The 14500-nt window shown below is 31.2% G+C and carries 14 protein-coding genes; 13 read left to right on the top strand and 1 reads right to left on the bottom strand.

Features of this window, described 5'->3' with window-relative positions; all coding sequences use genetic code 11:
* Positions 1-96 precede the first annotated feature (96 nt).
* Together ebpS and ypdA are read left to right on the top strand one after the other, a co-directional pair.
* Positions 97-1623, top strand: coding sequence for an elastin-binding protein EbpS (gene ebpS / locus HMPREF2578_RS04795; RefSeq protein ID WP_037541042.1), 1527 nt, complete (start codon positions 97-99; stop codon positions 1621-1623).
* A 150-nt stretch (positions 1624-1773) separates the two neighbouring features.
* On the top strand, positions 1774-2760 hold the full coding sequence (gene ypdA, locus HMPREF2578_RS04790; RefSeq protein WP_048681485.1) for a bacillithiol disulfide reductase YpdA: 987 nt from the start codon (positions 1774-1776) through the stop codon (positions 2758-2760).
* A 62-nt stretch (positions 2761-2822) separates the two neighbouring features.
* On the opposite strand, the gene HMPREF2578_RS04785 is transcribed toward ypdA, so the two are convergent.
* Positions 2823-3791, bottom strand: coding sequence for an asparaginase (locus HMPREF2578_RS04785; RefSeq protein ID WP_017176285.1), 969 nt, complete (start codon positions 3789-3791; stop codon positions 2823-2825).
* Positions 3792-3866: 75 nt separating this feature from the next.
* On the opposite strand from HMPREF2578_RS04785, the gene cmk reads away from it, so the two are divergent.
* The 11 genes from cmk (at position 3867) to aroB (ending at position 14490) form a co-directional block, all read left to right on the top strand.
* On the top strand, positions 3867-4523 hold the full coding sequence (gene cmk, locus HMPREF2578_RS04780; protein WP_017176286.1) for a (d)CMP kinase: 657 nt from the start codon (positions 3867-3869) through the stop codon (positions 4521-4523).
* A 310-nt stretch (positions 4524-4833) separates the two neighbouring features.
* Positions 4834-6012, top strand: a complete 1179-nt coding sequence (rpsA, locus tag HMPREF2578_RS04775; RefSeq protein ID WP_017176287.1) for a 30S ribosomal protein S1 — start codon at positions 4834-4836, stop codon at positions 6010-6012.
* A gap of 184 nt (positions 6013-6196) precedes the next feature.
* Positions 6197-7507, top strand: a complete 1311-nt coding sequence (gene der, locus HMPREF2578_RS04770) for a ribosome biogenesis GTPase Der (protein ID WP_017176288.1) — start codon at positions 6197-6199, stop codon at positions 7505-7507.
* Positions 7508-7521: 14 nt separating this feature from the next.
* Positions 7522-8520, top strand: coding sequence for an NAD(P)H-dependent glycerol-3-phosphate dehydrogenase (locus tag HMPREF2578_RS04765; protein ID WP_017176289.1), 999 nt, complete (start codon positions 7522-7524; stop codon positions 8518-8520).
* Between the two features lie 168 nt (positions 8521-8688).
* Positions 8689-8961, top strand: a complete 273-nt coding sequence (locus tag HMPREF2578_RS04760; RefSeq protein ID WP_002449794.1) for an HU family DNA-binding protein — start codon at positions 8689-8691, stop codon at positions 8959-8961.
* Positions 8962-9149: 188 nt separating this feature from the next.
* Positions 9150-9731, top strand: coding sequence for a heptaprenyl pyrophosphate synthase subunit A (locus HMPREF2578_RS04755; protein ID WP_017176290.1), 582 nt, complete (start codon positions 9150-9152; stop codon positions 9729-9731).
* On the top strand, positions 9731-10432 hold the full coding sequence (locus tag HMPREF2578_RS04750; protein WP_017176291.1) for a demethylmenaquinone methyltransferase: 702 nt from the start codon (positions 9731-9733) through the stop codon (positions 10430-10432). The genes HMPREF2578_RS04755 and HMPREF2578_RS04750 overlap by 1 nt, the downstream gene beginning before the upstream one ends.
* Before the next feature lie 29 nt (positions 10433-10461).
* On the top strand, positions 10462-11418 hold the full coding sequence (locus tag HMPREF2578_RS04745; protein WP_017176292.1) for a polyprenyl synthetase family protein: 957 nt from the start codon (positions 10462-10464) through the stop codon (positions 11416-11418).
* A gap of 120 nt (positions 11419-11538) precedes the next feature.
* Positions 11539-11991 carry a nucleoside-diphosphate kinase gene (gene ndk, locus HMPREF2578_RS04740; RefSeq protein ID WP_017176293.1) on the top strand — a complete coding sequence of 151 codons (453 nt, stop codon included), beginning with the start codon at positions 11539-11541 and terminating at the stop codon, positions 11989-11991.
* A gap of 229 nt (positions 11992-12220) precedes the next feature.
* The gene (gene aroC, locus HMPREF2578_RS04735) at positions 12221-13387 is read left to right on the top strand and encodes a chorismate synthase (protein WP_017176294.1); all 1167 of its coding nucleotides are present in this window, start codon (positions 12221-12223) and stop codon (positions 13385-13387) included.
* Between the two features lie 38 nt (positions 13388-13425).
* A complete protein-coding gene (aroB, locus tag HMPREF2578_RS04730; protein WP_037541037.1) occupies positions 13426-14490 on the top strand; it encodes a 3-dehydroquinate synthase in 1065 nt (354 codons plus the stop codon).
* The last annotated feature ends 10 nt before the right edge of the window (positions 14491-14500 follow it).

Here is a 14500-nt window from a genome sequence, read left to right as displayed (position 1 = left end):
TGATTTATAAGAAATTTAAAAAATGATACATATTTATGCATTACTTGGGTATAAATAATGTGACAATTAAAATAAGAAAAAGAAAGGATGTTGACTATGTCTAGAGATAATTTTAAGGATGATTTTGAAAAAAATCGACAATCGATAGATTCAAACGATCAATTCGATCGTGTAAATAATGAAACTAACGATGAAATAGACAATTTTAACAATGAAACTGATCAACAGTTTCCACCAAGAAATGCACAAAGACGACAAAGAAGAAGAAACCAATCTTCTAGTCGTAACAAAAAATTTAACGATCAGGTTAATGATTATGAAGAAGGTTCATTAGATGACCGTTATGATGAGGAAACATTTGACAAAGTACATAACGAAAGTAACTCTCATCATAATCACGAGAATGATGAGAATAATCAACGTTCCAATATAGATGAGCATTATGATGAACGCAACCGTCATTCTAATTTAAATGATCGTCATAATGATGATGATCGTCGTAATAATTCTAATCATCGTTTTGAGGACGATAGTTATGAAAATGATGATAATAGTGATGATAGAATGAATAGTGATCATCGTCGTCATCGTGATTTTGATCAAGATAATGATAGACATGAAGATCATCATTCCAAAATCGGAAAAGATGCAACCATTGCTGGAGGAGCTGCTGCTACTGGAGCTGTTGGAGCAAAAGCATCACGTAATAAAAAACGTAAAAATAATCGTCATGATGAGGAAAATTATAGAGATAATGAAAATAGAAGTGTTCAACATGACAACGAAGATAATAATGAACTAGATAATAAACATCACAGAAAAAAAGGAAATAAAGGCAAAAAAGCTGCTGCAGTCGGTGCTGGCGCAGCTGGAGCAGGTGCTGCTGGTGCTGCTGCTTCTAAACATAAACATCATAATGAACATAACAATCTAAATCATCATGATGATGATAAACATCGTGAATACGAAGATAATGATGGTTTCCAAGCACATAACGGTAAGAAAAAACGTGGTTTAATGGGAATTTTACTTCCACTCATAGCTTTATTACTTATTTTAGCTGCTCTAGCTATTTTTATTGGCATGTATCTTAACAATGACCATAAAGATAAGAATAATAACACTGCAGATAATAAAACAGAACAAACTGAGAACAAAGATAAAGATAAAGACAAAGACAATGCTACAAATGAAAAAGACCAATCAAATGAAACAGCAGCAACAAAAGAAGATAAATCAAGTGAATCAGATAATAGCACTAAAAAAGATAGTGATGAGTCAAATGAAGTAGCTACAACAGAAAACAGTACATCAAATGATAATAATGATAAAAATTCTACTGAAAATGCAACATCTGAAAATGATAACAATAAATCAAATGTATATAATAATTCATCAAGTTCAGATAATAACTCAAATTCTCAATCAACTCAAAATAACACACAATCAAGTAATAGTGTTGGCCAACAAACTCACGTAGTATCTGGTAATGATAATTTATATCGTATTGCAATTCAATACTATGGTGAAGGTACAGTTGAAAATGTAAATAAATTAAAACGAGCTAATGGCTTAACTAGTAATAATATTGTAAATGGTCAAAAATTAGTTATTCCTCAATAATATCTGAATGTATTAAAAAAGATACACCTAAAATGGTGTATCTTTTTTATGTTCATTTGAAGATAAGTAAATAATAATGTAAATATTTTTATTTAGAAATATATCAGTAAACTGATATAATATGTTAGTGATTAAAGGAGGCCATTAAACATGCAAACAATTGAAAGTATTATTATTGGTGGAGGCCCATGTGGTTTAAGTGCAGCCATTGAGCAAAAGAAAAAAGGCATAGAAACACTAGTAATTGAAAAAGGTAATATTGTAGATGCCATTTATCATTATCCTACGCATCAAACTTTTTTCTCTTCTAGCGATAAATTAAGTATTGGCGATGTGCCATTTATTGTAGAGGAAAGTAAACCTCGTCGTAACCAAGCACTTGTCTATTATAGAGAAGTAGTAAAATTTCATCAGTTGAATGTACATCCTTTTGAGGAAGTATTAACAGTTAAAAAAATTGGAAATAAATTTACAATTACAACAACTAAAGACGTGTATGAATGTAAATTTTTAACAGTTGCGACTGGTTATTACGGTCAACATAATACTTTAGATGTTAAAGGTGCGGATTTATCTAAGGTTAAACATTACTTTAAAGAAGCACATCCATATTTCAATCAAGATGTTGTGGTTATTGGAGGTAAGAATTCTGCAGTAGATGCAGCTTTGGAATTGGAAAAGGCTGGGGCAAATGTGACTGTATTATATCGTGGAGATCGATATTCAGCAGCAATTAAACCTTGGATTTTACCAAATTTTGAATCTTTAGTTAACCATGAAAAAATCGATATGGAATTTGATACAAATGTTACTGAAATCACTCAACATTCAGTAACTTATGAAAAAAATGGTGAAACAGTAACAATACCAAATGACTTTGTTTTTGCAATGATTGGTTATCATCCAGACTATGAGTTTTTACAATCTATTGGTATAGATATTCATACTAATGAATTTGGAACAGCTCCAATTTATAACAAAGAAACGTATGAAACAAATGTGGAAAACTGTTATATTGCTGGTGTTATAGCAGCTGGTAATGATAATAATTCAATTTTCATTGAAAACGGTAAATACCATGGTGGCATTATCGCTCAAAGTATTTTAAGAAAAAAACAAACTCCACTAGAAAGTTAAATTTCATTTATTTTAATTAAAAGAGAGAAACAATGAGTGCATCATCATTGTTTCTCTCTTTTTTAAGTTTCAAAGTATTCTTTCAATTCCTTGTGATTCATATGATTACTTAAACCAATTAAAAGTTTTAATCTTGCTTTAGGGCCATTTAATCCGTTAGAAAAAATAAGTCCCTCTTCAGCTAATCGAAAACCTCCACCTTCATAATCATATACTGGACTTACAATGCCATTAAATGAGCGAGACACAAGTACGATAGGAATATCTTTTTTGACACACGATTCAATACCTTTTAAACAACTTGGGGGTAAGTTACCTTGGCCTAACGCTTCAATAATTATACCTTGAACATTTTGTTGAGCATAAAATTCTAAAACATCCTTAGTCATCCCCATATACGCTTTAATTAATGGCACATTTAAACTCTCATCTATTCTTGGAAATACTGTTTGTCGATATGGACGATTATAGAATTGAACACGATCTTTAGTTAAGATACCTAAAGGGCCTTGATTAGGACTCTGAAAGGTATTGATATTCGAAGTATGTGTTTTAGTAACATTTCTCGCAGTATGTATTTCGTCATTAAATACGACCATCACGCCTTTATCAGAAGCTTCTAATGAAGTTGCAACTCTAATTGCTGAAATAAAATTATATAGCCCATCTGAACCAATCTCGTTTGATGAACGCATCGCACCTGTTATAACAATAGGTTGACTTATATCGATTGTTAAATCGAGCAAATAAGCTGTTTCTTCTAACGTATCTGTGCCATGTGTAATCACACATCCATCATAATGATTCTTAGAAAATTCCTTAATAATGATGTCTTTTAACTTTATTACATGAGAAAGTGTGATATGTGGTGATGGGACATTAAAAGGACTTATTTCATATACATTTGCATATTGACCTATGATGTTTTTATGTAATGAAATAGGATTGATGTCATTTGTAACGACCTGATTGAGTTGATTTTGAGACATACTAATTGTTCCACCTGTATGAATAACAAGTATTTTTTTCATTAAACTCCTCCTATTTTTAAAATATATATTTATGATAAAATAATACAGATAAAACAACAAGAAAGGAAAAATGTTATGAATCCAATTAATATTGCATTAGATGGTCCTGCTGCTGCTGGAAAAAGTACAATTGCAAGACAAGTGGCTAGTAAATTATCAATGATTTATGTCGATACTGGTGCAATGTATCGTGCAATAACGTATAAATATTTAAAGCAAGATGCTCCTGAAGATTTTCAAAATTTAATTAATCATACTTCTTTAGAATTAACTTACAATCCATCAAAAGGACAACGAATTATTTTAGATAACGAGGATGTGACAGACTATCTAAGAGAAAATGATGTCACGCAACATGTTTCATATGTTGCATCAAAAGAACCTGTACGCACATACGCCGTACAAAAACAAAAAGAATTAGCAATAAAAAAAGGAATTGTTATGGACGGTAGAGATATTGGTACCGTCGTTCTTCCAGATGCTGAGTTAAAAGTATATATGATTGCCTCTGTAGATGAAAGAGCTGAAAGAAGACAAAAAGAGAATGAATTACGTGGCATTTCTTCCACTTTAAATCAATTAAAAAAAGAAATTGAAGAAAGAGATCATTACGATATGAATCGTGATATTTCACCTTTAAGAAAAGCGGAAGATGCTATAACAGTGGATACAACGAGTAAAACTATAGAAGAAGTAACTGAAGAAATATTAAAATTAGTAGAGAATCTGTAATTTTTGTACATAGCTATTTAATTTAATTCGTCAAATGACTAAAATATAAGCGAATTATTTTAAATAGCTATTTTAGTTATATATAATTAATTATGGAAATATAAACAATAAATTTTCTTAATCTTATATTCAATCATAAGTTTCGATTTTTATTGATATTAATAAATATATTTTTTCTATTGCTCAATATTAAATAATTTTAAAAAATGATATATTTTTTAAAAACTTATGAAACTAAAGGGGTATTTCTTGACAATTCCTTGTGTTTATAAGATGTTATAGTTATGTAGTGTATAAGGAGGCAAACATGATGACTGAAGAATTCAATGAATCAATGATTAATGATATTAAAGAAGGTGACAAAGTCACTGCAAAAGTTCAACAAGTTGAAGATAAACAAGTAGTAGTTCATATTGATGGGGCTAAATATAATGGAATTATTCCAATTAGCCAACTTTCAACTCATCACATTGAAAATCCAAGTGAGATTATTTCAGAAGGTGATGAAATTGAAGCATATGTAACCAAAATTGAAATTGACGAAGAAAATGAATCAGGCGCTTACATTTTATCAAAACGTCAACTTGAAACCGAAAAATCATATGAATATTTACAAGAAAAGCTTGATAATGACGAAGTAATCGAAGCTAAAGTTACTGAAGTAGTTAAAGGTGGCTTAGTTGTGGATGTGGGCCAAAGAGGATTCGTTCCTGCGTCACTCATTTCAACTGATTTCATTGAAGATTTTTCTGTATTTGAAGGACAAACAATTCGTCTTAAAGTAGAAGAATTAGATCCTGAAAATAATAGAGTCATTTTAAGCCGTAAAGCAGTTGAACAAGCTGAAAATGACGTTAAAAAAGCATCGTTATTAGATTCACTTAATGAAGGGGACGTTATCAAAGGGAAAGTTGCTCGTCTTACTAACTTTGGTGCTTTTGTAGATATTGGTGGCGTTGATGGATTAGTTCACGTATCAGAATTATCACATGAGCATGTTCAATCTCCTGAAGACGTGGTAAGCGTTGGACAAGAAGTGGACGTTAAAGTTAAATCTGTTGAAAAAGATTCTGAGCGTATTTCTTTATCTATTAAAGATACTTTACCAACTCCATTCGAAAATATTAAAGGTAAATTCCACGAAAACGACGTTATCGAAGGTAAAGTAATTCGCTTGGCTAACTTTGGTGCTTTTGTGGAAATTGCTCCTGGTGTTCAAGGACTTGTACACATTTCAGAAATTGCTCATAAACATATTGGTACACCAAGTGAAGTGTTAGAACCAGGACAACAAGTGAGCGTTAAAATTTTAGGTATTGATGAAGAAAATGAGCGTATTTCTTTATCTATTAAAGCTACATTACCAAATGAAGATGTGATTGAAAGTGACGAAGCTACAACTCAATCATATTTATCTAATGAAACAGATGAAGACAATCCAACATTAGGTGACGTTTTTGGTGATAAATTTAAAAACTTAAAATTCTAATATTAAATATTTTATTATTTAATTTAATGATGAGAGCAAGAAAAGATATTCAAATAGAATTCTTTCTTGCTCTTTTTTATTTATCTTTACTCACTATCTATCGTATGACAATATATACTTGTTTTTAAATCATCATTGCATATGATAAAATTATAGAGATTTTAGAAAGAGAGGAAGTTAGCTTATGACTAAACCTATTGTAGCAATTGTAGGTAGACCTAATGTGGGTAAGTCTACAATTTTTAATAGAGTAGTAGGTGAACGTGTATCAATTGTTGAAGATACTCCAGGTGTTACGCGTGATCGTATTTATTCTTCAGGCGAATGGTTAACACATGAATTTAATATCATTGATACTGGAGGCATCGAAATCGGAAATGCACCTTTCCAAACACAAATAAGAGCTCAAGCAGAAATCGCTATTGATGAAGCAGACGTAATTATCTTTATGGTAAATGTAAGGGAAGGTCTCACTCAAAGTGATGAAATGGTAGCTCAATTACTTTATAAATCAAAAAAACCTGTTGTTTTAGCAGTAAACAAAGTAGATAATCCTGAAATGAGAAGTGATATTTTTGATTTTTACTCTTTAGGTTTTGGCGATCCTTATCCAATTTCTGGTTCACATGGTTTAGGTCTAGGTGATTTATTAGATGAAGTCGTTAAACATTTTAAAGAAGAAGATAGTGATCCATATGATGATGACACTATTCGTTTATCTATTATTGGTCGTCCAAATGTGGGCAAATCTAGTTTAGTAAATGCCATTTTAGGTGAAGAACGTGTTATTGTATCAAATGTAGCAGGTACAACTCGAGATGCTGTAGATACTGAGTATAGCTATGATGGACAAGATTATGTGTTAATAGATACAGCAGGTATGAGAAAAAAAGGTAAAGTATATGAATCAACTGAGAAATACTCTGTATTAAGAGCTTTAAAAGCAATTGAGCGTTCAAATGTGGTGTTATTAGTTATTGATGCCGAAGAAGGAATTATTGAACAAGATAAGCGTGTTGCTGGATATGCTCATGAAGAAGGAAAAGCAATGGTGATTGTCGTAAATAAATGGGATGCTGTAGAAAAAGATACTAATACCATGAAAAAATTTGCTGACGATGTACGTAATCAATTTCAATTTTTAGATTATGCACCTATCGCTTTCGTATCGGCAAAAGAGCGACTACGATTAAAAACACTTTTCCCTTATATTAGAGAAGCAAGTGAAAATCACAAAAAACGTGTTCAAAGCTCAACACTTAACGAAGTAGTAACAGATGCTATTTCAATGAATCCTACACCTACAGATAAAGGTAGACGTTTAAATGTCTTCTATACTACTCAAGTGGCTATTGAACCACCAACATTTGTTGTATTTGTAAATGATGTTGAGTTAATGCATTTTTCTTATAAACGCTATCTCGAAAATCAAATTAGAGATGCATTTGGTTTTGAAGGAACGCCTATTCATATCATCCCTAGAAGAAGAAACTAAGAGGAGAGATTAAGATGACTAAGATTACGGTTTTTGGTACAGGAAGTTTTGGTACTGCATTAGCAAATGTTTTAGCAGAGAATGGCCATTCAGTTTTAATGTGGGGGAAAAATGAAAATACTGTAGATGAAATCAATCAATCTCATCAAAATAAACGGTACTTGAAAGACGTAACATTAAATGAAACGATTAAAGCAACAAGTCAATTAGAACAAGCAGTTAATTTTTCAGATATATTTTTAATTGCTTTACCTACAAAAGCAATTAGGAATGTTGTGACTGAAATTGATCAACATATTAAAACTAAAAAAACGTTTATTCACGTTGCAAAAGGTATTGAAAATGAAACATTTAAACGTGTATCAGAAATGATTGAAGATTCAGTATCTAAGAACCATAAAAATGGCGTAGGGGTACTATCTGGACCAAGTCATGCTGAAGAAGTTGTAATTAAACAACCCACAACTGTTGCAGCTTCGTCAAAAGATGAACACATAAGTAAACTTATTCAAGATTTATTCATGAATGATTACTTAAGAGTATATACTAATAATGATTTGATAGGAGTAGAACTAGGTGGTGCACTTAAAAACATTATTGCTGTAGCAAGTGGTATTGTTGCTGGAATGGGTTATGGTGATAATGCTAAAGCGGCTTTAATGACAAGAGGTTTAGCTGAGATTAGTCGACTAGGTGAAAAGCTAGGGGCTGATCCTATGACTTTTCTAGGTCTTGGTGGCATTGGTGATTTAATTGTAACGTGTACGTCTACTCATTCAAGAAATTATACTTTGGGATATAAATTAGGAAAAGGTAAAACGACTGAAGAAGCACTTAACGAAATGAATATGGTTGTTGAGGGAATTTACACAACAAATTCAGTATATCATTTAGCGAAGTCTCAAAATGTTGATATGCCAATAACCAATGCTTTATACAAAGTATTATTTGAAGATAAACCAGTGAAAGATAGCGTGAAAGATTTAATGGGGCGAGATAAAAAAGCTGAATAAAGTGTAATTTTGCTATTTAACACAAATATTTTATAAAATTATTCACGAAATACTGACAATTCAACGTTTTAAGTATATAAATCGTTGCGGTAAAGGGAATTATTGTGTTAAAGTCATACCATAATGATATAAATTTATCATTATCATTCATCCGGAGGTGAACTCATAATGAATAAAACTGACTTAATCAATGCGGTTGCAGAACAAGCTGATTTAACTAAAAAAGAAGCTGGTTCAGCAGTAGATGCTGTTTTCGAATCAATTCAAAACTCACTTTCTAAAGGTGAAAAAGTTCAATTAATTGGTTTCGGAAACTTCGAGGTACGTGAACGTGCTGCACGTAAAGGACGTAACCCTCAAACAGGTAAAGAAATCGAAATTCCTGCAAGTAAAGTTCCAGCATTCAAAGCTGGTAAAGCATTAAAAGATGCTGTAAAATAATTTACTTAAAAAAGCCCTATAAGGGCTTTTTATTTTATATATTGTTTAATTCTAAATACATATGTTTTATTTATAATTGTACAATTCACTGTGAAGCGACTATGAAGTTATTTTCGTCATAAGCACTATATTTTATTTTTATGAATATAATGTTAATATGTATATTGATACTAACGTGAGGTGTGAACATGGAAAGAACATTAAGCAAATTAAATAGACAAATTACTCAAAGGCTTAAAGGAATTAATGAATATGAAGCAATTCACATTAATAAAGGATTAAGTGATGTTTTAGATCATTTTAATATTCCAGAAAATGCTAAACTTGCCTGCCTCACTATTGATACTTCAATGAAGCATCTAGATGATATTTCTAAAAATAAATTATCTAAGAAATCAATTCTAATTGGTGACTTATTAAGTGCTCATTTTTATACTTTAATATCTGAAATTGGTGATGTATCATATCAAAGACTAATGAGTGAAGCGATTATCAAATCTAATGAGCTTAAAACTTCATTGCATCATCATTCACTCGAGCGTCATGATATATATAAGGCTGTGTTAGATATAGAAACACTTTTCCCTTTTATAACTATTTCTCATTTTACAGATATTGAGATCTCTCAATATGAAATATTTGAAAAATTATTTAATGGGGTACATCAATATTATCCCTCTTATTTAAGTGAATATGATGAAGATGAAATCAACCAAATTATTAAACATATAAAGCAAAGCGATAAAGAGAAAAGTAGAGGTAATAATTAATGACTGAAAATAATGCAAAAAAAGAACAAGTTCATACGGTTTTTCAAAATATTTCTAAAAAATATGATCGATTGAACAATATAATAAGCTTCGAACAACATAAAATATGGCGTAAACATGTAATGAAAGATATGAATGTGTTACCTGGAAGTAAAGCACTTGATGTATGTTGTGGTACAGCAGATTGGACCATTGCTTTAAGTAGAGCAGTAGGACCTAATGGAGAAGTTACAGGTTTAGATTTCAGTGAAAATATGCTTGAAGTTGGTAAAGAAAAAACTAAATCAATGCCTAATATTCACTTAGTGCACGGCGATGCTATGAATTTACCATTTGAAGATAACACATTCGATTATGTAACCATTGGTTTCGGTTTAAGAAATGTGCCTGATTATTTAGCAACATTAAAAGAATTAAATCGCGTATTGAAACCAGGCGGTATGATTGTATGTTTAGAAACAAGTCAACCAACATTACCCGTATTTAAACAAGTTTATAAACTTTACTTTAAATTTGTGATGCCTATTTTCGGGAAGTTGTTTGCTAAATCTAAGGAAGAATATGAATGGTTACAACAATCTACATTCAATTTTCCAGATAAAACTAAATTAAAGCGTTTATTTGAACAGGCTGGTTTCAGTCATGTAAAAGTTCGTAGCTTTACAGGTGGCGTTGCTGCAATGCACCTTGGCTATAAATAGAAAGTTCTACTAAATAAAAGGTGATTAATGTGGCAAAGTTAAGTATGAATAGTGAAATTAAAAATGTTGAAAAGCGTTTAAAAAATGCTATTAAAAGTAATGATTCTGTATTACAAGAAGCAGCATTTCATTTATTATCTTCGGGTGGCAAACGAGTGCGTCCAGCATTTGTTCTTCTTAGTAGTCAGTTTGGACCAAAAAAAATTACTGAAGATACGTATCATGTTGCAGTAGCTTTAGAATTAATTCATATGGCAACACTTGTGCACGATGATGTGATTGATAAAAGTGATAAACGTCGTGGTAAATTGACGATTGAAAAAAAATGGGATGTTACTACCGCTATCCTAACTGGCAATTTCTTACTAGCTTTAGGTTTAAAACAACTTTCTAAAATTGAAGATCATCGTGTTCATACTATTATTTCTAACGCAATTGTTGATGTTTGTAGAGGCGAGCTCTTCCAATTCCAAGACCAATTTAATAGTCATCAAAATATTACGAACTATTTGAGACGTATTAATAGAAAAACGGCGTTGCTTATTCAACTTTCAACGGAAGTTGGTGCAATAACATCACAAGCTGATAATGAGACGATTCGAAAATTAAAAATGATTGGTCATTATATTGGAATGAGTTTTCAAATTGTAGATGATATTTTAGATTTTACAAGCACTGAGAAAAAATTAGGTAAACCTGTGGGTAGTGATCTAATGAATGGCCATATTACATTACCAGTTTTATTAGAGATGAAAAAAGACCCGGTTTTCAAAAAACAAATTGCTGAGTTATCACACCTGACAAATAAAAATCAATTTGGCCCACTTATTGATCAAATCAAGAATTCAAATAGTATCACACAATCTCAAGAAGTGAGCGATCACTATTTAAATAAAGCACTCGACTTAATTGATCAATTAGAGGAACCAAATGCTCAAAATTTATTTAGAAAGCTTATTAAAAGAATGCGATCTAGAAATACTTAAAAATAGAAAAAAGTTGAAAGCGCTTTAACAACCTGTTAGTATTTAGTAGTAGTAGGTTGTTTTCTATTAAATGTATTTATACATATTAAATCAATTTTTTTAATTAGGGGGATTTGTATAATGGAACGCACTTTTTTAATGATTAAGCCAGATGCAGTACAACGTAATTTAATAGGAGAAATTATTTCTAGAATTGAAAGAAAAGGTTTAAAAATAGTTGGCGGTAAATTTATAATTCCAACTAAAGATACTGTTAACGTACATTATGCTGAACATACAGAGAAGCCGTTTTTTCATAAACTTGTTTCATTTTTAACTTCTGGACCTGTGTTTGCCATGGTTGTTGAAGGAGAAGACGCAGTTGCGGTATCTAGACATATTATCGGAAAAACAAATCCCACTGAAGCCGATCCCGGTACTATAAGAGGCGATTATGGTTTAACAGTAGGGAGAAATATTATTCACGGATCAGACTCTGTAGAATCTGCTGAAAGAGAAATCAATTTATGGTTTAATGATGATGAAATATATAGCTACGAAGCTATTAGGGAAAATTGGCTTTATGAAGAATAATTTTTTAAAATTGGAATAAACTGGAATTTATTTTCCATTCAACCATTGACTGCCAACATGTTAGAAAGTACCTAAGACAACAGTTGTCTTAGGTACTTTTTTATATGAAATTATTTGAATTTTCAAACACCAATTATTCTACACTAGTTATGTAATTTCGTTGAATATGATATGATAACAAATAATACATAATACTATTTAAAGTGGTAAAGGAAAGGAGCTATTATTCATGAGATATTTAACTTCAGGAGAATCCCATGGTCCACAACTAACAGTAATTATTGAAGGTGTTCCAGCTAACTTAGAAATGAGAGCTGAGGAGATAAATAAAGAAATGTTTAAGCGTCAAGGTGGCTACGGTAGAGGACGTCGAATGCAAATTGAAAAAGATGCAGTAGAAATTGTTTCTGGTGTAAGAAATGGCTTTACTTTAGGTAGTCCAATTACAATTGTAGTTAAAAATGATGATTTTACTCATTGGAGAAATATTATGGGTATTGAACCAATTAGTGACGAAGCACGAGAAAATATGAAACGTACAATTACAAAGCCAAGACCTGGTCATGCAGACTTAATTGGCGGTATGAAATATAATCATCGTGATTTGAGAAATGTACTTGAACGTTCTTCTGCAAGAGAAACAGCTGCACGCGTAGCTGTAGGAGCAGTGTCCAAAATTTTACTTTCTCAACTAGACATTCATATGTATAGTCGTGTTGTAGAAATTGGTGGAATTAAAGATGAAGGGTTATACGATACAGAAACATTTAAACAAAATATCGATAAAAATGATGTACGTGTGATTGATGAATCGATTGCTCAAAAAATGAGAGATAAAATTGATGAAGCTAAAAAGGAAGGCGACTCTATAGGTGGCGTAGTTCAAGTTATGGTTGAAAATATGCCAGTTGCAGTAGGTAGCTACGTGCATTATGATCGTAAACTCGATGGACGTATTGCGCAAGGTGTTGTAAGTATTAATGCCTTCAAAGGTGTCAGCTTTGGTGAAGGGTTTAAAGCTGCTGAAAAACCTGGAAGCGAAATTCAAGATGAAATTTTATATCATTCTGAAAGAGGTTATTATAGAGGATCTAATCATTTAGGTGGCTTTGAAGGTGGAATGACTAATGGTATGCCTATCATTGTAAATGGCGTTATGAAACCTATTCCAACTTTATATAAACCTTTAAATTCTGTAGATATTAATACTAAAGAAGATTTTAAAGCAACTATAGAACGTTCAGATAGTTGTGCAGTTCCAGCAGCAAGTGTTGTTTGCGAGCATGTCGTTGCTTTTGAAGTTGCTAAAGCTCTTTTAGAAGAATTCCAATCTAATCATATCGATCAACTTAAAGAACAAATTGAAGAACGTAGAAAGTTAAATATAGAATTTTAAACATCTTTTTTAATTAACCTTTAGAAATGAGGTATATCATGCAATTACAAACCACATATCACAGTAATAATTATCCAATTATTGTAGAACATCATGCATTTAAATATTTATCCGAATATATTCAAGATTACGATAAAGTATTCTTAATTATAGATGAATTTGTTGATTTTAATTTTAGAGATAAATTTGAAACAATATGTCACAATTCAAACATTCAAAAAGTTATCGTTCCTGCCGGCGAAAAAATGAAAACGTTTAATCATTATCAAGCTATCATGGAACAACTACTAGGAATGAATCTTACTCGTAATACTTGTTTAGTTGCTATAGGTGGTGGAGCCACAGGAGATTTTACAGGATTCTTAGCTTCTACTTTATTACGAGGTGTTGATTTTATACAAGTACCTACAACAATATTAGCGCATGACTCAAGTGTAGGAGGTAAGGTTGGAATAAATTCTTCCCATGGTAAAAATCTTATAGGCGCATTTTATAGACCTAAAGCAGTCATATATGATTTGGATTTTTTAAAAACTTTACCTTATCATGAAATTTTAAGTGGATACGCTGAGGTGTATAAGCATGCTTTATTGACTGGCACAGTTGCTACAGAAGATATTGAAAAACACTTTTCAGATAGAAAAACACTTGAATCACTTAAAGATATGGATCAATTTATTTTTAAGGGCATAAAAACAAAACTAAACATTATTATAAAAGATGAAAAAGAAAGTAATGTTAGAAAATATTTAAATTTAGGTCATACCTTTGGACATGCAGTAGAATATAAGTATAAAATACCTCATGGTCATGCCATTATGATTGGGATGATTTATCAATTTATTGTGGCAAATCATCTTCTTGGCACACAATTTGATATTCAACATTATATTAATTATATGAATCAATTAAATTATCCGCTGGATTTAATCCAGCAGATTGATTTTGAAGAAATGTATCAATATATGTTATCAGATAAAAAGAATAATGGTGAAGGTATTCAAATGGTTCTACTCGAGAAATTAGGCAAACCTAATGTATATCATGTAGAAAAAAATATATTGAAGCAATCATTTAAACAACTACAATTATTAGTAGAGTAGGTGAAATACT

It is taken from the genome of Staphylococcus sp. HMSC072H03 (genome assembly GCF_001809305.1).
GTDB classification, from domain to species: domain Bacteria; phylum Bacillota; class Bacilli; order Staphylococcales; family Staphylococcaceae; genus Staphylococcus; species Staphylococcus hominis.
Note: the sequence above shows the minus strand (reverse complement) of the source record. Positions and strands in the feature narration are given on the sequence as shown.